The organism is Nitrincola tapanii (assembly GCF_008368715.1).
GTDB lineage: Bacteria > Pseudomonadota > Gammaproteobacteria > Pseudomonadales > Balneatricaceae > Nitrincola > Nitrincola tapanii.
This window is the reverse complement of the sequence record NZ_SMRS01000007.1, coordinates 120,506-141,275: the sequence shown is the minus strand read 5'-3', so window position 1 is coordinate 141,275 and position 20,770 is coordinate 120,506. Positions and strand designations below refer to the sequence as shown.

At 51.9% G+C, this 20,770-nt stretch carries 12 protein-coding genes; 4 read left to right on the top strand and 8 right to left on the bottom strand.

Annotation, left to right across the window (positions count from 1 at the left end):
* Positions 1–15 precede the first annotated feature (15 nt).
* Positions 16–978 carry a magnesium/cobalt transporter CorA gene (gene corA, locus E1H14_RS10215; RefSeq protein WP_149391374.1) on the top strand — a complete coding sequence of 321 codons (963 nt, stop codon included), beginning with the start codon at positions 16–18 and terminating at the stop codon, positions 976–978.
* A 40-nt stretch (positions 979–1,018) separates the two neighbouring features.
* Here corA and E1H14_RS10210 read toward each other — a convergent pair whose 3' ends face one another.
* The 7 genes from E1H14_RS10210 to E1H14_RS10180 form a co-directional block, all read right to left on the bottom strand.
* Positions 1,019–3,853, bottom strand: coding sequence for a bifunctional diguanylate cyclase/phosphodiesterase (locus E1H14_RS10210; protein ID WP_149391373.1), 2,835 nt, complete (start codon positions 3,851–3,853; stop codon positions 1,019–1,021).
* Between the two features lie 182 nt (positions 3,854–4,035).
* A complete protein-coding gene (locus E1H14_RS10205; protein ID WP_149391372.1) occupies positions 4,036–4,734 on the bottom strand; it encodes an SDR family oxidoreductase in 699 nt (232 codons plus the stop codon).
* Between the two features lie 97 nt (positions 4,735–4,831).
* A complete protein-coding gene (locus E1H14_RS10200) occupies positions 4,832–6,064 on the bottom strand; it encodes an EAL and HDOD domain-containing protein (protein ID WP_149391371.1) in 1,233 nt (410 codons plus the stop codon).
* A gap of 4 nt (positions 6,065–6,068) precedes the next feature.
* Positions 6,069–8,633 carry a response regulator gene (locus E1H14_RS10195; protein WP_149391370.1) on the bottom strand — a complete coding sequence of 855 codons (2,565 nt, stop codon included), beginning with the start codon at positions 8,631–8,633 and terminating at the stop codon, positions 6,069–6,071.
* Positions 8,630–9,787: an FIST signal transduction protein gene (locus E1H14_RS10190; protein WP_149391369.1), complete on the bottom strand. Its 1,158-nt coding sequence runs from the start codon at positions 9,785–9,787 to the stop codon at positions 8,630–8,632. The genes E1H14_RS10195 and E1H14_RS10190 overlap by 4 nt, the downstream gene beginning before the upstream one ends.
* A 26-nt stretch (positions 9,788–9,813) precedes the next feature.
* Positions 9,814–11,889: a putative bifunctional diguanylate cyclase/phosphodiesterase gene (locus tag E1H14_RS10185; RefSeq protein ID WP_149391368.1), complete on the bottom strand. Its 2,076-nt coding sequence runs from the start codon at positions 11,887–11,889 to the stop codon at positions 9,814–9,816.
* A 2-nt stretch (positions 11,890–11,891) separates the two neighbouring features.
* Complete coding sequence (locus tag E1H14_RS10180) at positions 11,892–14,348, bottom strand: ATP-binding protein (protein ID WP_149391367.1); 2,457 nt, start codon at positions 14,346–14,348, stop codon at positions 11,892–11,894.
* Positions 14,349–14,638: 290 nt separating this feature from the next.
* Here E1H14_RS10180 and luxS point away from each other — a divergent pair, with 290 nt between their 5' ends.
* Complete coding sequence (gene luxS, locus E1H14_RS10175; RefSeq protein ID WP_149391366.1) at positions 14,639–15,151, top strand: S-ribosylhomocysteine lyase; 513 nt, start codon at positions 14,639–14,641, stop codon at positions 15,149–15,151.
* Between the two features lie 179 nt (positions 15,152–15,330).
* Here luxS and E1H14_RS10170 read toward each other — a convergent pair whose 3' ends face one another.
* The gene (locus E1H14_RS10170; protein ID WP_149391365.1) at positions 15,331–15,849 is read right to left on the bottom strand and encodes a GNAT family N-acetyltransferase; all 519 of its coding nucleotides are present in this window, start codon (positions 15,847–15,849) and stop codon (positions 15,331–15,333) included.
* Between the two features lie 70 nt (positions 15,850–15,919).
* Between E1H14_RS10170 and E1H14_RS10165 the strand changes: the two genes are divergently transcribed.
* Positions 15,920–17,662 carry a DEAD/DEAH box helicase gene (locus tag E1H14_RS10165; RefSeq protein ID WP_149391364.1) on the top strand — a complete coding sequence of 581 codons (1,743 nt, stop codon included), beginning with the start codon at positions 15,920–15,922 and terminating at the stop codon, positions 17,660–17,662.
* Positions 17,663–17,776: 114 nt separating this feature from the next.
* Positions 17,777–20,767 carry a sensor domain-containing protein gene (locus E1H14_RS10160; RefSeq protein ID WP_149391363.1) on the top strand — a complete coding sequence of 997 codons (2,991 nt, stop codon included), beginning with the start codon at positions 17,777–17,779 and terminating at the stop codon, positions 20,765–20,767.
* Positions 20,768–20,770: the final 3 nt, after the last annotated feature.

Genomic DNA, 20,770 nt, shown 5'->3' with positions numbered 1-20,770 from the left:
ACCAAGCGAGGCGGCATGATTCGAAGCTATCAACTGCATAACGGCCTGCTGCGTGAGCAGCCACTGGATATGGAAGAGCTGACGCAAGAGCTGCGTCAGTTACGTGAGTCAAGTTGGATTGACTTGCAGGAAGCCTCAGAAGATGAGATCCACATGGTTGAACAACTGCATCCGGAAAGCTTACCGGAAGTGGAGGATGTGGAAGAAATTGAGTCCAGTGCACGCTATTTTATTGAAGGCCAGGATCTACACGTCCACTCCTTGTTCCTCTACCAAAGCGAAGGTCGCCATCGTACCGCCACCGTTGCCTTTACGCTGAAACCTGATGTCTTGTTGAGCATTCGTGATGTTGATTTGGCGGATTTTCGTCTGTTGCGCCTGCGCTCACGCCGAGGCTGGGTCGAAGCTGGCTCTCCCCTGCAGATCCTCACCTCTATTTTCCAGTTAAAAGTGGATAACCTGGCCGATCAGTTGGAAGATCTACTGGGTGATCTGGATGATATTAGCAGTGAGATTCTAGCGAATCGGGATGAAGAACTGGGTGAGCCTATGGATAAGCTGGCCAAGCTGGAAGACAGTAACGGTAAAATCCGTCTGTGTTTGATGGATACACAGCGTTCCGTGTCTTTTTTGTTACGCAACATCCGCCAACACCCTGAAGTGCAAGAAGGTTGTCGTGAGATACTGCGCGACTTAGATACCCTCATGGCGCATGCGGCCTTCATCTTTGAGAAGATCGACTTTTTGATGAATACCTCTCAGGGTTTTATCAACATCCAGCAGGCAAAAATCATCAAGATTTTCTCAATCGCGGCGGTGGTTTTTCTGCCCCCGACCATGATTGCCAGTATCTATGGAATGAACTTTGAATTTATGCCGGAGTTACATTGGGTGGCAGGCTATCCTTTTGCCTTAGGCATGATGCTGATGGCGGGGGTCACGCCCTACCTCTTCTTCCGCTACAAGGGTTGGCTCTAACACAGACTGGAGCAGTACAGATTGGAACGCGCAAAGCCGATTAAGCGATGCGCGACAACTCCAATTCATGGCGCGGTACCGGTCTACCCAGCATAAAACCTTGCACACTGTCACAGCCCTGTGCCCGCAAGAAATCATACTGTGCTTGTGTCTCGACCCCTTCTGCCAAAACCTCGATATTCAAACTTTTCCCCAGCGCGATCACCGTGGTGATAATCGCTTCATCACGCGGGTTTTTGCCGATATCACGCGTGAAGCTGTAATCGATTTTAAGTCGATCCAAGGGCAGATGTTTAAGGCGATTCAAGGAGGAGTAGCCGGTTCCAAAATCATCCAGGGCTAAACGATAACCGGCTTCGCGCAGCGCATGCAGCTGCGCAATGGCATAGTCCGGGTCTTGCATAATTAAGCTTTCGGTAATTTCCAGCTCAAACTGGGAACGCGTGATGCCGTAACGCGCCAGAATTTCATTAATATGCTCAAGGAAATCCGCTTCCAGTAGCTGCTGCGGGGAGATATTGATCGCCACCGGCGGCACCATCAACTGCATCTCCTGCCACATCAGAATCTGTTCACAGGCCATCTCAATAATCTGCCAACCCATCGGCACTATCAGATTAGTTTCCTCCGCCAGATCAATAAACTGCCCGGGAGGTAATAGTCCCTTAACCGGGTGTTGCCAACGTACCAGCACCTCCAAGCCACACAGGTGCGTATCCTTGAGGTTGAACTGAGGTTGGAAGTGCAGCACTAACTGACGCTCTTTCAGAGCCACACGCAGATCCTGCTCCAGATGGAAACTGTGTACCGCCGCGGTTGTCAGCCCCTGGTCATAAATCTCGTAACAGTTCTTACCGCGCGCTTTGGCGCGATACATGGCTGTATCGGCATGCTTAATCAGGGTATCCAGGCTGTCGCCCTGCTCGGGATAATGGCTGATGCCGATACTGGCGGTTAATTGCAGATGATGCTCATCCACTTCGACCGGACGGGAACAAAGATGCAGGAAACGCTCGGCTTCCTGAATGGCATGGGGAATATCACCATTCACGATTAAAATAAACTCATCACCTCCGGTGCGGTAAAGCTCACTGCCCTCGATTAAACGCCGACTCAAGCCCTCTGTCATCAACCGCAGCAGCTTATCTCCAGTTTGATGCCCTAAGCTGTCATTGATCATTTTAAAGCGATCAAGATCGATAAAAAGCACACTAAAGGGCAGCTCGGGCATAAAGGTTAAGCGCTGTTGAATGGCCTCCATCAAACGGAAACGATTCGGTAAACCGGTTAAATCATCGTGTCGGGCCTGATGTGCCAACTCTTGGGTACGCCGATGGACCTGAGCCATGAGGGTACGTTCGCGGTCATGCATACCCAGAATCAACAAGGCACCCATACACCCCACCACAACCAAGAGGGTTTGCATCAACTGTGCATTACTGGCCGGATGCATCGCCATGTAATCCAAACCGGCGTAGGCTTCAATTGCCCAACGCTGTTGCGCAACATCAAGTAAAAAGCGCGAATAGAGTGGCGACTGCTGGGGTAACTCTGCGGTGGTAAAGAATGGCTGGTCTACATTCTGCTCGCTCAGTGCAAACTCAATATTCTGCAAGCCTATCTGCTGCAAGGCGGCGCGGAACATACGTTCAACCGTAAACACACCCACCATAAAACCCACTAAACGCTTATCGCCGAGAAGCGGATTCGTCTCTTGGGATTGGTAGACAGGATGCAGAATCAACATCCCAGGCTCTTTAGGCGCTTGCGTAAGATTGATGATCTGTGTCGCCAAGGGGCGACCACTGCGCTGTGCTTGCAACACCCAACGTCGGCGATCATCCAGGGATAACAAATTAAATCCCAGAGCCGGTGCATTTAACTCGAGAGGTTCAACAAACTGGACGGGAACAAAAGGATCTTCAGGATGCAGTGAGGCGCCGTACACCGCAAAATCAGGGCGGTTTAACAAACGTCTGGTTTCGGCTTCAAAGGTTTCCAACTCATGCTGCGGCACCAGAGGATCCCAGGAATAGGCAAGCACCGAAGGATTACGGGCTTGGATCTCCAGTACACGGGTGCGGAATGCCTCGGGATCAGGGCGTCCTTCCGGCAAAACCAGAGATTCTAAACTGGTCAGATCAGACAGATTCTGCTGCACCACCGCTTTGATTTGTGCATCCAGCATACGGATATCTTGCTGAAAACTTCGATTCAGCTGAGTTTGCAGATGGCTTAAGAAAATATGGTTCAGTGCCAGGATGGCAAGAATCACCATCGACAGCTGTGAGACTAAACGCAACCAGCGTTTCAGTCGCATCTCATGGCGGGGGGTTAACAGCGCCAGCACCAGTGGGGTGACGAGAATGGCGCCAAACGAATCCCCCATCCACCAGCTGATCCAGTCATTCAAAAAACCCGCGCTACCCGGAGATTCTACGATCCAATAAACCGATAGCGTGCCAAGAGTCGCATTCAGGGTACAGGTGACTAAACCTGCAAACAGGATGAATCGATACAATCCGTGGTGGTGGCTAGGTTGCAGAGGATTGGCACCAAAACGATCGATCAGGTATTTAGCCAATCCCGTTTGCAGGGTGGCACCTGAAGCGATCATCAAGCTACTCAGAAGGTTGGCGGCCAGTAAACTGTCCACCCAACTTGAGGTCAGATAAAAATTAAACGCGAGGTTCCCGAGAAAAACACCGGGTAACACTCCCATACCAAAGCGCAAGACGGCCGCTAAAGCGATGCCTGCGGGCACCCAGAGCGGAACGATCTGGGCATGTAAGCCCGTACCCATTACCAAAGCGGCACTTGCACTATAGGCAACTGCCAGTATCAAACTGGCGAACACATACCCTAAGCTGCCCAATCTCTATCCTCAAATACTTTGCGCTGGATCGGTCACTGGCTAGATATTGGCTTGTGACGCTTTCGATCGACGGATGATCATCTCGACTACGCAGCTACTTTTTTCTCGATCCTAACCGAGTCAATTCAAGAATAACAGTGTCCTAGCGTCCGATAGGACTTAGACATTCTTATTAGGTAGTTCTACCAAGGGATCTCTTGACCTTCGACATGAAAAAAACGCCCCGATTGACGTAAGGACAGACGGTCTAAAAGCTGACGTAAACCACTGACACTTTCTTCAGGGGTCAGCAGTGCGGACTCCCCGCCCATATCCGTCTTCACCCAGCCTGGATGCAAAGCCACTACACAAATACCCCGCTCACGCAAATCCTCAGCCAGGGTTTTCGCAGCTTGATTTAAGGCCGCCTTGGAGCTGCGATAATAGAGGCTGCCGCCTCCGGCATTTTCCGCCAGGCTCCCCATAATACTGCTGATAAACGCGATACTGCCTCCTGGGCTTGAAGCCACACGCCACAAGAGAGTTTGCGTTAACAACAAGGGGGATAAGGTATTCACTTCAAAGACCTGACGCCAGCTCTCACGCTCCCACTCACCTAAACTCACACCGCGTGGGCCGTAACAACCCGCATTATGAATCAGCAAGTCAATGCGCTCATCCCCCAAGGCACGGTCTAAGGCTTTAATCTGACTATCTGAGGTCACATCCAGCCCATGCAGGCTGATCTGTTCCGGGTAGTTGGCGACTAGCGCAAGCAGCGCTTCACTGCGCCCGGGTTCGCGAGCGCAGGCGTGAACACGGTGGCCATCGCGGGCATACTGATAGGCCAACTCCAAGCCTAAGCCACGACTGCAACCGGTAATTAAGACAGTTTTTGACATAATGTTGATTTCCTGTGACATGCGAAACAAGTCAATGACTGCTGTTAAGTGAAGCAGCTAAACAGGAAACTGACAAATCCGATCCAGGCCGAGGAGATTAATCCTCAATACTCATGATCTCCTGAGCCCAAGCAACGCTGCCTAGATACTCTCGATTTAAGGTTTCAACGAGTTTCAAGGAACGACGGTCCAAGCGTGCACGCTCAAAGGAGTCGATCACCTTGAGAATTTTGCCGAGATCTCCAGCCTGATACAGCAGGGCTTCGGCCAACTCTCCATCAAAGCCTAAATCCTCGGTCAACTTATCCATCGCAATCCCTTCGATCTGATCCATCAGTGAGAAGAGACCCAAAGTAAAGGCGGTATCCGGGCTCATCTCCTGCACTCGATGCGCCAAACGACGTGCCAGCTCTGCACGCACCAAAGCTCGAAACACCAAGGGGCGTTTAACTGGCTGATTATCCGCAAGCAGAAGAGTAGCCGTCAGGGCACGCACACGATCGTATCCCAACATCATGATCGCTTGCTGTAACTGTGTGACCTGTGCCACACGTTTGGCTGAAGCCGAGTTCACACGTTTGAACAAGAGGGTACAGAGGTGTGGATCCTGCGCCAGCAAACTTTCAATCAGCGGCAAGGCCGGTTCCGGTCGGCAGAGTTCTCGAAGCAAACGCAGATCGGCAGAGCGGTTAGTACTGCGACCACTCGAGGGTGGCAAGATCTGTTCGGGAAAGGCATAGACATAACCTTGATAGAGATCAAATCCAGCCACACGACAGCGCTCTAACAGCTCAGGAGTTTCAATAAATTCGGCCAGCAACGTCAGCTGCTGTTGGCGATAGTGGTCTAAACATTTAAAGGCATCGGCGCGACGCACATCGACCTTGACCATCTGTACACGCTGCTTTAACAATTCAGGTTCAGCTTCCAGCAACACATCGTCTGCCGCCAGGGTATAACCGGCTTGGCGCAGCGCGTCGAGACACGCCAGCACGACTTCATCAACCTGCAAGCGTGTCGGCAATTCAATCACCACCTGTTGCGGCGGCAAGGGCATCAGGTCTGGATTTTCCAGCCAATCTCGCGAGACATTCAGAAATAAACGCCGTTCCCCAACCAAAGATTGCAGGCCAATTTCATAAAAAGCGGCACTGCAGGCACGGGCCGTCGCCGTTAAGGGATCAGTGATATCTGCTTTTTCCGCACCGCCATGCGCGCGGTAAAGCAGCTCATCCGCAACGTGAGAAAATTCGCCATCAAAAATAGGTTGCAGTGCGATACAGTAACGATTGTCTTCGCCAGACATGGAGTCGATCATTTTGTGGCTCAAAAAGTTAACCCTGAAGTTTAAGTTGTAACTGTGGCAGCAGAAGCGCCATGATCTCTTCCAATTTTCTCACCGGCACACTGACATCGGCACCGGCCTTTGCCGCTTTTTCCAACTCTAAAGCTGCAGCACTCGGCTCATCGGCACAAAAGGTCGAGAGCAAACCTTTCAAGGTATGTGCCGCACGCCCTAAGGCCTCAAGATCCCCTTTAGCCGCCGCCTGCTCGATCGAGGTGAGATAACCCGGTACCTCTTCCAAAAACATTTCCAACACCGAAAGCAGCAAATCATCTTCACCGCCGATCATTTCTACGGCGAGGGCCCAGTTGTATAGAGGAGGAGTGGTCATTACTGAAGCGGCCTTTTCAAACAAGATAGAGGGTTTAAGCATAGCATTTTCAGGGGCATTCGGCAGTGCAGCCTCCCCTTGCTGTTGCATCAAAAGTAAGAGTTCATCAATGCTTTGCGCAGGGGAATCCTGGGAGGCTTCCAGCGGTTCTACCGGCACCAGCACGCGACGAATCTCAGCAAATAATTCTTTGGGGTTTACAGGCTTTGAAACATATCCCTGCATACCGGCATCTAAACAGCGCTCTTTATCGCCCTGCATCGCATTCGCGGTCATGGCGACCACGGGCGTCATCCGTGAGGCGGTCATCTGCTCCAATCGGCGCAGTTCACGGGTGGCCTGTAAACCATCTTTGACCGGCATCATCACGTCCATTAACACCAGATCAAAATTGCGCTCGGCCAGAAGATCCAAAGCCTCTGCTCCATTTTCAGCTACCGTGGCCTGAATCCCTTCTTTCTCCAGCAAGCGTAAGGCTAAACGCTGGTTAATGTGGTTATCTTCTGCCAACAATACTTGCATCCCTTGCAAAGAACGTTCGTTGGGCAGCAGCTCCGGTCGCCCCTGTGCTCGATCCACCCGACCGAGCTGCTCCTGAAGCGCACTGCGCAGTTCCGCGAGGGTGATAGGTTTGCTCATATAACCTGAGATGCCCAGTTCACGACAACGCTTGGCATCGCCGGATACGGCGGAAGAGGTCAGAATCAGGATACGTGTCAGACTTTGCGAATGCTCAGACAGCAACTTCTCTGCGGCTTTATAACCATCCATCCCCGGCATCCAAGCATCCATCAACACCAGTCCATAGGGATGGCCCGCCGCAACCGCTTGACGTGCTTTAAAGATCGCCTCTGGCCCGGAAACGGCTTGATCGTGCTGCACGCCCAACATGGTCAGCATGGCGGAAATCACACGCCGATTCATCGGTTCATCATCTACCAGAAGCACCCGATGCATGCCTAAATCGATACGCCGTGCTAAGACCTCGGGGCCTTGCTGATGGATGGGTAGCGGAATACGTACACGGAAAGTAGAGCCCTGCCCTGGCTCACTCTCCACCTGTATCTCTCCCTGCATTAACTCAACCAACTGGCGTGTGATCGAGAGCCCCAAGCCGGTGCCTTCATACTTGCGATTGGTCGCCGCATCCACCTGTTCAAAGGGAGCAAAGATACTTTGCAAACGCTCAGGAGGAATGCCGATGCCTGTATCTTGGATTTGCAAACAGAAGATACCCGCTGTTTCACTCAAACGCTCACAACTGACCGCCAGATCCACGCGGCCTTGGTCAGTGAACTTCACCGCATTGCCCAATAGATTGATTATCACCTGACGCAGACGTGCCGAATCGGCTTCCACAAAACGTGGCAGATCCAAGGCGAGGTCGTAATGTATCTGGATGTTTTTGGCCCAAGCACGCGGGGCTTGCGCCTTGACCGACTGACCAATCAGCTCGACTAGATCGGTTAACTCCGGTTGCAGATCCAGCTTGCCCGCCTCAATTTTGGACAGATCCAGAATATCGTTGATGATCTCTAAAAGATGACTGGCAGAAATTCGCGCCAAACCCAGATGCTCGCGCTGCTCACGCTGCAGGTCGGTTTCCAAGACCAGATCCAGCATCCCGATAATCCCGTTCATCGGGGTGCGGATCTCGTGGCTCATATTGGCTAGGAATTGGCTCTTGGCCAAACTCGCGGCTTCGGCCGCCTGAATTTGGCGAACCAATTCCGCTTCATATAAGCAGGCACGTGCGGCCGAAGCCAATTTCGCCATCAGCTTTTGCAGAGATAACACCAAGCTCTCGGCAAGAGGCCCGCCTTTTCTTTGCAGCAGCAGCAGACCAAAATCCGGCAAACCCAAGAGGGTAAAATACACTTCACCCTCCTGCTTTTGTTGCGGCAAACGTGCCATCAAACTGGGTAACTCATAAGTCAACTCAGGCAAGGCCAGCGCCTGGATCTGCTGTTGCACGAGGGCTTGCGCGGCAAAACGCCGTGGAATGGCTAAACACTCTTGCCAGGTCAGTTCCAATGAGCAGCCATCCTTAAGCAGCGCCTCATCGCAGGCCGCAGGTACCGCCTGCATCACCAGCGCTCCACTGCAATTCAACATACGCTGCACCGTCGCCAGCGCTTCGCGCAGCATCGTCGACAGATCCAGACTGGTTCCGATCGACAGGGAGATCTCATAGAGTACTTCAGTTTCTTCAGCTTGCCTCACGGCGCAACCTCATCAGCAGGCGGTTCAGCCAGTAGGCCGACCACGGCTGTTTTATTGTAAAACTCTAAGTAATCTTGACCGCTGTTGGCAATTTCACCGAGCGTAAACGCACCAAACAGAGGTAACTCGGTGGTCACACTGGCAAACTCTTTTTCAATTCCATCTTCCAGAAAAAGAACGCGCGAAATACAGTCGATAAACAAGGCCACTTCAGGAGCACGCCGATCCGTGTGTGGAAAGACCTTTTCAGCACGTGCGCGTGCATCAGCCGCCGCGGAAACCAAACTTTCCGGGCTGCCATTCAAAATGCGCACAAAACAGCCTTCAGGCACCTCACCCACACAGACCATATCACCCTGCTCATTCAGCATCAGCGGGTCGCGCACGATCATTTCGGTATCCAGTTTATTAATCCCTAGAGGATAGGATTTGGCGATATCAAAGAAATTGTTCTCTGTAAACTGCACACCACTATGGTTTTCCACCACCTGGCGATAAGCTTCAAACGCCGGTTTCCAATCCAGGCATTTCACCTGATTTTTTAAGGAAGATGTGACCTTTAAGGGTTCCGTAATCGGCTGCCAGCCATGGTTGACGCCAACACCACTGTACACCGGCAAACGCACCACTAAGGCTGCATCGGCCACCAAACCCTGGGGAGTCAGCAGACAAGGGCGCTGTTGAAAACTTAACGAGCCCGCTCCACCGCCAATAAAGTTATTATCCAGACCAAAGCTGAAAAACAATGATTCTGTCAGACTGGCGATACGCCCAGCCAACCCATCCACCAAAACGAGCAGTGTAGCCGGGCCGCTGAGGGCATCCCAAGCATCGGCCAGAGCGGTAAGAGGCTGATCATAATTCGCCCCCTCATCACTGAGCTGCCCCACTAACCCCCACGCCGGTTCACCCTGCAACCCCACGCAGACCGCACCTTGTGTGAAGTTCTGCAGGCCATGAATGATTTGAGGGAAAATGCCACCAAACACAGGCTTGGCTGATCCTTGTAACAAGGGATCTAGATCGGCGGGTAGCCAACCATTCTCATCGCAAGCAAAGACTAGAATACTGCCCACCTCAGCATCAGCATTCAGCTCAGATAGGGTTGACGCAAATTGCACTAGGTCAGCCTCGGGCTGGAAGTAGATTTTCATCCACGTATCTCCTGTCTATGACCGCTTCACTCTTGAGCAGCCTTTGGACTAAATGAATTTTGTAGGAAGACTAATAAATCCTTTTCAGCCAAAGGCGGAGACAGCAGATAGCCTTGGATTTCAGTCGCGCCCAAGGCATCCAAATAATCGCGCTGTCTTTGGGTTTCCACACCCTCTGCAATCGTGGTCAGGCCCAGTCCCTGGCACAAGGAGGTCAGTGCCCGCACGATGGCACGATCACTGCGGCCACGCGTGATGTCCTTCACAAAAGCACGGTCGATCTTCAGTGTATCCAGTGGAAAGCGCAGCAGATACTCCAGCGACGAAAAGCCGATACCAAAGTCATCGATGGCGATTTTAAAGCCGTCTTCACGTAGATTTTGCAAAAGCTTGATGGTGGTTTCTGGACTATGCATTGCCAGACTTTCGGTAATCTCCAACTCAATCATGCGAGTATCGGCACCTGCAAGACGTGCGGCTTGGCGAATCACCAGCGGCAGATCACTTTGTTCAAACTGTGCCGGAGACAGATTGATCCCCATACGGATGGCTGGGAAATGCTGGCTCCAAGCCACCTGCCGTGCACAGGCTTCATGCAATATCCATTCACCGAGCTGGTGGATCATACCGATCTCTTCCAGGACCGGAATAAAGACAGCAGGTGAAATCGTGCCCTGGCCCGGCTTTTGCCAACGCACCAGAGCCTCAACCCCGACAATACGTTCAGTTGCCAGGTCTAGCTGCGGTTGGTACACCAGATGAAACTCTTGTTGCTCAACCGCACGGCGCAGTTCAGCTTCCAGACTCAAACGATTGTGCAGGGCATCTTCCAACTCGCGTCGATACACCGCCAGACTGATATTGCCGGAGGGCCTCACATCACGCTGAGCACGTTTCGCCATACTCAGGAGTAACTGTGCCTGCAGACTCTGTTGCGGGGCATGACTCACACCGGCAGAGAAATTGAGATAGACCTCCTTGGTGTCGATCATCCAGGGACGATCCAAAGGCTGGAGCATCTGGGTTAAAGCCTCCTGTAAGAAGCTCTCCGACACGGCGTGAGGGTAATGTAAACGTATCGCAAAAAAGCCGCCTTCCAGGCGTGCAAGCAAAGCATCTTTAGGTAAGAGGGCCTGCAGCTGATTCGTAATCAGACTTAAAAGTTGATCGGTGGCCTCAGAGCCATAGGCATCTTGCAGATGATGCAAACGCAGCACTTCGATCGCCATCACTGCCGTAGCATTAAAGCCATTAACCTGGGCTAAAGACTCTTCTAGATCACGTAAGAATAAACGGCGATTCGGCAGTCCGGTTAAGGGATCGTGATAGTTAAGATAACTGACTTGGCGCTCAACCTTACGCTGCGCGGTGACATCCTGGAAAGCCCCTACGATACGGGCGGTATCCCCTTCACGCTGGCCCACCATACGCAGCAGATACTCCTCCTGCTCCACGCGTGCACGCAGCTCAATCTCAACCTTAGTGCCCGAATGCAGCGCATCACTTAACAACAAGGTTAAACGCTTCTGATCGTCTGGATGGATAGTCTGCAGCAGCTCACTAAACGCGCTGGGCACAGACTCCATCCAATAGAGTATAGAGTCGGTATCGGTTGACCAGGTCAGCTCATCCGTTTCCGTATTCCACTCCCAAAACGCCAGACCTGCGAGCGTACGTGCATTATCCTGAATACTTTTCACTCGACGCAGGGCACGTTCACGCTCCGCGTCACGCAGCGCATAACGTATACGCTGTTGCAAAAGCGGCAGGTTGATCGGCTTGGTAATAAAGTCGGTCGCGCCGGCGTCAAACGCAGTTTGAATCGAGTTCAGATCATCCGATCCCGTCAGCATCAGAATCGGAGTGGTCATTTCCATTTCCGATTGTCGAATTAAACGGCAGGCCTCAAAACCATCCATCACCGGCATGGTGACATCCATCAGAACCAGATCAGGCTGGTGCTCGCGAAACACAGCCAGACCTTCTGCTCCGTCTGCGGCTTGCAGAATACGATAGCCTTCACGCCCCAGGCCGGAGCTAAGGAGAAGACGAATGGAGGGGGCATCCTCTACAACCAACAGAGTCGCCTTAAAATCTTGCATAATCAGTGATCCATCTGAATCAGCCGCTCAATGCTGACTTCTAGGTTATGTTTGACCTGTTCCAGCACGGCGTTTAGCTCATTTATTTTTAGCGGTTTACTCAGATGTCCGTTCATTCCCGCCGCTTGGCACGCTTCCTTATCCTCGGGAAGCACATTCGCCGTCATGGCATAAATCGGTAGCGCAGAGGTTAGCAAGCGTATCTGGCGTGTCGCTTCTAACCCACCCATCACGGGCATCTGCATGTCCATCAAAATCAGATCGAAGGCCTCTGCTTTAATCATCTCAGCCTTGTCATTTAACGACTTTCTTAGCGCTTCCACTGCGGCTAAGCCATTATCCACGAGGGTGACGTGATGTCCGGCTTTTTCCAACAGGGTGCGAATCAAGCGCTGATTCACAGGATTATCCTCAGCCAACAAAATATGCAACCCCTGATCGGCCAGCGCAGCTGTCTTGGGTTCAGTGGCAGGCGTCTCAGAGCCTCTATGTGAGCCTCTATGTGAGTCACTATGCAATGCCGGGGACGTTGAGATCTCCTGCACAAGATCGCGAATCTCTGAGGGTTTAACCGGATAGGTGAGCCAATGCAAGAACCCGAGAGCCTGCAAATGACGCAACTGCTCACGTGGCAGATAATCAGCAATCAACAGCGTACGCTGAGTATCCAACCCCAACTCAATTAACCCCTGTAACTGAGCATTATCCATGATGGGATCAAGATGTATATTGATCAAAAGCAAGTCTTGTGGATGATCGACTGCCCGCGCAGAAGGAGACGGACGCTGTAACCAACTTTTCAGCTCAGCATAGCCGCTTAAGCCAGTCACCTCAGCCCCTAAGCGCTGAATTTCATATTTGAGGGTTTGAGCACTGCAGGGATCGGCTTCAACCAGCACACAGTGAAGCGGGGCGGGTTGTACAGGCCTCACCTGGGGAAGAATCTGCGCCTGACTCAGCGGCAGCTGAAACCAAAAACAACTGCCCTGATTCTCGACACTTTCCACTCCGATCTGCCCATGCATAAGACTCACCAAACGCGCACAGATGGATAAGCCCAAGCCGGTGCCGCCGTAACGACGTGTCGTCGAGTTATCGGCCTGAGTGAAGGATTCGAAGATGTGCTCCAGCTTGTCGGCAGGAATACCAATCCCCTGATCTTGAATACGCACATACAAACGCCCTGAACCGGCCTCTTCTGCGCACAACCAGCTCACGCTCACGCGCACCCTGCCTGCCGCCGTAAACTTCACGGCATTGTCACACAGGTTGACCAGCACCTGACGAATACGCACCGCATCGCCCGTACAGAGATCCGGCAGCTCGGCGTCGAGCTCAACCGAGAGCTGCAAACCTTTACGCCGGGCCAGCACGGCAATACTTTTTAAGCTGTCGCAGAGCAGATCTTTTAAGGCAAACTCGGATTGCTCAATATTGAGCTTACCGGCATCGATTTTAGAAAAGTCGAGAATATCATTCAAAATCGTCAACAAAGACTGTGCGGAGGAACGCACCACCTGCAGATAACCACGCTGTGTCTGCGTCAGCTGAGTATCCAAGGCCAAATCAGTCATCCCCATAATTCCGGTCATCGGGGTGCGTATTTCATGGCTCATGTTGGCCAAAAAAGCACTTTTTGATGCACTGGCCTTTTCCGCCACCGAGCGCGCTTGCTCCAGCTCTTGATTCTTTTCGGTCAAAAGTGCAAAGGCCCGACGAATATTGAGCTGCAACAAGAGCAAAGCGCTCACCGCGAGCACAAACGCCAAACCCACAAACGCCGCTAAGAAGAGAAAACGATCACTGCCCCAGAGATCCGCTGAAGTCTTGGGAATCTGCACCACCTGAATCCCTCGCAGATCACCTAACTGCCAATCGCGTTTCGGTGAATCCGGGTGATTGTTGTGGCAGGCGACACAGCCCTGCTCCATTCTGACGGGTGAAGCATAAAGCAAAAATTCACCCGAACCTTCAGTGGCAACTCGGCGCTGAAATTCAAAAAACTCGGTTTTCTGCTGCTGGGACAGTTGGCGCAGCGCTTTCTGCTCAAACTCACTTAATTCACGGCTTGCACGTTGTGGAAAAGGATGGTCACTAATCAAACGTGCCTGGATGCTGTCATCCTGAGCACTCATGTAATCGACCAGGTCTAAAGTCATGGTAGCGGGAATCGGGATCGCCCCCGGCTGGTCACGATAATGCTCCGTCACCTCAACCCAAGGGTGCCCACGTACCGCATCAACAATCACATCATTATAAAAAGAACGAAAGGATTCGATCGCTTTTGAGTAGGCCCGTGCCGAGCGTAACAAGGCCTCTTCTTCACTGCCCTTAGCGACCCAAATACTCAAAAACATGAAGATCAAAGCAAAGAGGAAGGCACAAGCAAGTAACAGGATGCGAAAGCGCTGACGGCTTTGAATCATAGAACCAATAGAAGGGTCATGCGCAGACTTCAAGGTTTAACTTCCTTCTGCGTCACATGGCTGAGTTGTTTCGGGGATTGGCACCATTCTTACCTTATGCCTCAATCATCACGTTCATCTGCAGCCTAGCAGACCGCCCAAAGGAATTATATCCTTTTAAAGGCGCAGAACTTTTTTCTCGACGCGGCCTTGAGCCTTCCTGCATCAGACTGCTTAAATTCGCTGCCACGAGGTAATTTACCTCTTCAACTGAGCAATCCATCCCCGAATCCTCACGTATCAGGTACACTTTCATTTTCCCTTGAGCCTAGCAGGAGTCCGCCATGCCTTTATTGGACAGTTTCCGAGTTGATCATACCCGTATGCATGCCCCCGCCGTGCGTGTTGCCAAGAATATGAAAACCCCTTCTGGCGATGACATCACGGTGTTTGACCTGCGCTTCTGTGTCCCCAACCAAGAGATTCTGTCTGAGAAAGGCATTCACACTCTGGAACATCTATTTGCCGGATTCATGCGCAACCATTTGAACAGTGATCAGGTTGAGATCATCGACATTTCTCCGATGGGCTGTCGCACCGGCTTTTATATGAGCCTGATCGGCACCCCCAGCGAAGCGCAAGTCGCCAGCGCTTGGCAAGCTGCCATGCAGGATGTTCTCAACGTGAAGGAGATGCGTGACATTCCCGAACTCAACGAATATCAATGCGGCACCTACACCATGCACTCACTCAGCGAAGCACAAGAGATTGCTGCGGATATCCTCGAGCGCGGCGTGAGCGTCAACAGCAATCAAGAACTCTACCTCAGTGAAGAGTTTTTGAAAGAGCAGCTGTAACACCTATACAAGCCGTCGCTAAGCGTCTAACAAAGAAAAGGCGCCGAGACTTCCTGTCTGGGCGCCCGAATGTCAGAAGGGGACACTTAACCCTCTGACGCTCTCCTGTTCCTAACTCTCATAGACTGGGAGTGAGTGTTTGATTCTAGAAAAAAATCGGAATTTTTGAAACCCTATTTCTAAATTTTCTTTTCCCAAAACTCAGCCTGCCCCGTTGCTTCATCTAATTGATAAGGCTGATACCCCAAGGATCGATAAACCTGCTTGGCTTTTTCATTGCCTTGCAAGACCTCAAGCGTCAATTTACAGCAACCTAGGGCTTTGGCTTTTTCCTCCGCACATTGAAACAGATGACGCGCAATCCCCTGACCACGCAGGGTTGGCAGCACAATCACATCATGGATATTCAACAAGGGCTGGGCGGCAAAAGTCGAGAAGCCCTCGACACAATTGATCAAGCCCACAGCCTGCCCTTGCACATAAGCGATAAAACTATGTAGATGCGGTCGCTCCGCCATCGCCTGCAGCAAACGCGCTTGCACCTCGGGCCGGAGAGCCTCCCCTCCTCCCATCGGATCTTGAGCATAGGTATTCATCAAGTGTAAAAGCTCAGCCCCTTGCTGAGCATCCTGATAATCGACGACTAAACAGGTCACGCTGAGCTTAGTGTCCGTGGTAGGAAAAAGCGGGGTATCCATAGAGGTATGCATTCCTTAGGCAAGACGATTAGACTTCTGATCTTTGCAGGATGATTAAGCGATCGGATTCATGCACCCTATTACACTGCGCCCCTACCAGCAAGAGGCTGTCGAAGCCACCCTCGCACATTTTCGCCAGCAACGTGATGCCGCGGTGCTGGTGCTACCCACGGGTGCAGGGAAAAGCCTAGTCATTGCCGAACTGGCTCGCCGCGCACGCGGGCCTGTTTTAGTGCTGGCACATGTCACGGAGCTGGTTGAGCAGAATCATCAAAAACTCCGCGCACTGCAGGTTCGTGCCGGTATTTATGCTGCGGGATTAAAGCAGCGTGATCGTGACCCCTCTGTCATCTGCGCCAGCATTCAATCGCTGGCCCCCAATCTAGAGGCTTTTCAGCGTCCTGTCTCTTTGCTAATCATTGATGAGTGCCACCGAGTCAGCCTGGATGAAAAGAGCCAGTATCAACAAGTGCTGCGACATTTTCGTGCACTTAATCCAGAATTATGTTGTCTGGGACTCACCGCCACCCCCTATCGGTTAGGTGAAGGCTGGATCTATCAGGATCATTACCGGGGTTTTCGCCGCAGCGAAACACCGCGACCTTTTCAACGCTGTATCTATGAACTGCCAATCAGTCAATTGATTCGCCAGGGCTACCTCACCGCACCACAACTGATTGATCGCGCCCTCAGGGGTTACGATTTCTCCAGCCTCATACCTCAGAGCAACGGCGAGTTCAGCGAACAACAATTGGACGGCTGGCTGGGGCGTCACCCACGGGTGACACGCGGTATTTGTGAGGAATTGATTGAGCAGGCGCAGACTCGCCGTGGTGCGATGATTTTTGCCGCCACCGTCAAACATGCTCAAGAGATACACAGCTATCTTCCCACGCAACAGAGTGCGTTGATTACTGCGCAGACCTCAAGCACAGAGCGTGAAGAGGCCATTTCACGTTTTCGCGCACAAGAATTGAAATTTCTGGTGAATGTTGCGGTGCTGACCACCGGCTTTGATGTGCCGCATGTCGATCTGATTGCCATTCTGCGCCCGACACAATCTGTCAGCCTTTTTCAACAAATGGCAGGACGCGGCCTACGTCTGGCGCCCGGCAAAACCGAATGTTTAATTCTCGACTATGCCGGTAATGGCTTCAGCCTGAATCATCCAGAAGTGGGGAGCCCCAAACCGGCCAGCGATACCGAACCGGTTCAAGTCTTTTGTCCGGCCTGTGGTTTTGCCAACCTTTTTTGGGGGCGCAAGGATGCCAGTGGACAAGTCATCGAACACTTTGGACGCCGCTGCCAAGGCTTGCTTGATATCGATCAATCACCGGCTCAAGCTTGTGACTATCGCTTCCGCTTTCGCGAATGTCCGGTCTGTGCTGCCGAAAATGACATTACGTCACGCCAATGCCACCAGTGCGCAGCCACCCTCATCGATCCGGATGATCAATTGAAAAAAGCCCTGCAACTCAAGGATGCCCGCATATTGCGTTGTGCCGGTGTCACGGCCACGGCAGAGAAAGGCCGTCTGCGCCTGACCTACCACGGTGAGGAGGGAGAGACTTTAAGCGAGTGGTTTGATCTACAGCATCCGGGGCAATGCCAGGCGTTTAACCAGATCTTTGGTCGCCGCTATCAGGGTGCGGATAAGCCCACACGCTTTTCCGAAGTAGAACAAGTGATTAACCTTAAACACCCGCTACCGGCTCCGGATTTTGTCATCGCGCGCAGGCGCCAAAAACAGCTGCGGATTGATGCACGTTTGTTTGATTATGTGGGCCGCTACCGCAAAGCCAACTGTCTCTAAACTCAGGTAAAATTTCTCTCAGGTGACAGCCAACGCGACTCTGATATACTCCCAAGCTTATTCATATCCGCATACAAAAATAACAATCGGATGTTGTCAGGAGTTTAAAACCGAGTGAAAGTCTCTCTTAACAAATCCCTACTGGTTTTAATGGGATTGATCCTACTGATTCTGATTGCTGTTTTTGTACAGAATCGGTCGGTGCATTACCACGAGCATAATGATCGCCTGAATCTATTGCGTGACTTACGCAATCTAAACAGCGAATTAGATCAGCAGCTGATCTCCTTGACACAAGCCGCAGATCTGGACGCTTACACCTACGCTAGCACCCTCAACGCCCTAGAAAACATGCGCGAGCAGATGCTGGATCACGCCGGTCGCTTTTATCGTGATCTGCCAGAATCCTCACAAGCCCTGTTAACCCAGTATTGGCAAACGCATCAAACCAAGCTGGAACAGGCTCAAGCGATTCAACGACTGCTCAACCAGGCCGATGCTGACACCTTTACGGCTCAGGCCGCCGCGGCGCGCCAGGGTTATTTTGCCCTCAACAGCCGCAGTGAATTAAACACCCTCGAGATCGACTATCAAGCGCATGTGAATTCAGGCTTGCGTAATGCCGACCTTTTCAGCATGACGCTCCTCCTTCTGACCACCCTGCTCATGTTGTTAATGGGCGATCTGCTGCGGCGTTTACAAGATACAGGGCATCGCGCAGAAAAAAACCGCCAGCGCCTACAGGATGCGGTCAACAGCCTAGATGCCGGTTTTGCGCTGTTTGATCAAAAGGGGCAACGGATTCTCAGCAACCAGCGCTGGGATGAATTCTACCCCTGGTTAAAGGCCACACCGGATTATCGCTGGTCGGATCTAGCGCAACTTCATCGTGAACACCTGACCTGCCAAACTCAAGATCAGACCCCAGGCTCCGAGCATCGAGTGGTTGAGTACACCCATCTTGGCCGCTGGTTACAAGTCAGTGACACTCCCACAGCAGAAGGGGGCATCGTTTCGATCCGAACCGATATCAGTGAAGCCCAAAGCACACAGCTGGAGTTACGCAAAATGGGTCGGGCTCTGCAACAAAGTCCGACCGCTGTCGTGATCACCGACACACGGGGCATCATCGAAACGCTCAATCCGAAAATGAGTGAAATGACTGGCTATTCGCCCGAGGAACTTATTGGCCAGGATGTAGCGCTGCTGCGCTCAGGTGATATGGATCCTGAAATTTATCAAGACCTTTGGCAAACACTCAAACAAGGCAAAGAGTGGCGCGGTGAGATGCTGAATCGCCGTAAGAATGGCGAACTCTTCTGGGATGCCTCAATTATTTCCCCGTTGCGTAACGAACAGGGCGAAGTCACCCACTATATTGCGGTGAAAGAAGACATTACCCTGCGCAAACATGCTGAAGAGCAGTTACGCATGATTGCAGCCGTCTTTGATACCAGCAATGAAGCGATCATGATTGCCGGACGCGATGGCACCATCAAAGCCGTTAACCCGGCTTTCACACGAATCACCGGTTATACCCAGGAAGAGGCACTGGGTCGAAATCCTAATATGCTCAGCTCCGGGCGCCATGATCACCTGTTTTATGAACAAATGTGGCACAGCCTCACCGAAAAAGGGGAATGGTCTGGTGAGATCTGGAACCGTCGCAAAAATGGCAACGTCTATCCTGAATGGTTATCCATCTCCACTCTACGTGATGAAGAGGGGCAGATTTGTGACTTTGTTTCGGTATTCTCCGACATCACCCAGCGCAAAAAAGATGAAGCCCATATTCGCCACCAAGCCTACTATGACGCTCTCACCCAGCTGCCGAACCGCAACCTACTGCTCGATCGTTTAGAGGTGGCACTGGTCACAGCCGATCGAGATCAGCATGTAATTGCCCTTTTATTTGTTGATCTGGATCGCTTTAAAAACGTGAATGATACCCTCGGCCATGAGCAGGGCGATGAGCTTTTACAACAGGTTGCCACCCGTTTGAGCCAATCGGTGCGTGAGAGTGATACGGTGGCGCGTTTCGGGGGTGATGAGTTTGTGGTGTTACTGCACAATATTCATTCGGATCGAGATGCCGCACTGATCGCAGAAAAAATCATTCGCCAACTGTCTTCACCATTTAACCTGGCGGGGCGCGAAATTTTTATCGGTGCCAGTATTGGTATTACGCTCTATCCAGGCGATGCTGAAACGCCCGAAGCGCTGGTACGTAATGCCGATTTAGCCATGTACCAAGCCAAACAAACGGGTCGTAACTGTTTCCGCTTCTTCACCAGCAGCTTGCAAGAACATGCCAACACGCTGATGGAGATGGAACAGGATCTGCGCTTGGCACTGGATCAAAATCAGTTGGAAGTATTTTACCAACCCTTGGTGCGCACCCTTTCGGGCAAAATTACCGGCGTTGAGGCTCTCCTGCGCTGGCGTCACCCGACACGCGGCATGATCCCACCCGACCAGTTTATTCCTCTCGCTGAAGATACCGGACTTATCGGTCCCATCGGCTTGTGGATTCTGGAAACCACCTGCCGTCAGGTCAAAGCCTGGCGTGATCAAGGCCATCAACTCTACTTATCGGTGAATATTTCCGGTCGTCAACGTGATCTAGGGCTGGATGCCGAAAGCTTACAGCAGATCTTACACAACACTGAACTGCCAGCCGATCAACTGGTATTGGAGATTACCGAAGGGATGCTGCTGGATGATAGTGACGAAACCATCGTCTGGTTACGCGCCTTTAAAGATCTCGGCGTGCACCTGGCCATAGATGACTTTGGTACCGGTTACTCATCCTTGAGCTATCTGAAACGTTTCCCGATTGATACCCTGAAAATTGATCGGGAATTTATTCGTGATCTGACGCTAGATAACGAAGATGCTCTGCTGGTCGAGGCCATCATCTCGATGGCGCACAGCTTAAAGCTGCGTTTGATTGCCGAAGGGGTCGAAACCGCCGAGCAACGCTGCATCCTCTATCAGCTGGGTTGTGGTTATCTGCAGGGTTTCCACTTTGCACGCCCGATGCCGGCGATTGAACTGCAAGACTGGTTAGTGAGTTATTCACCCCAGCGCTTGCAGCTCGGTTAAACC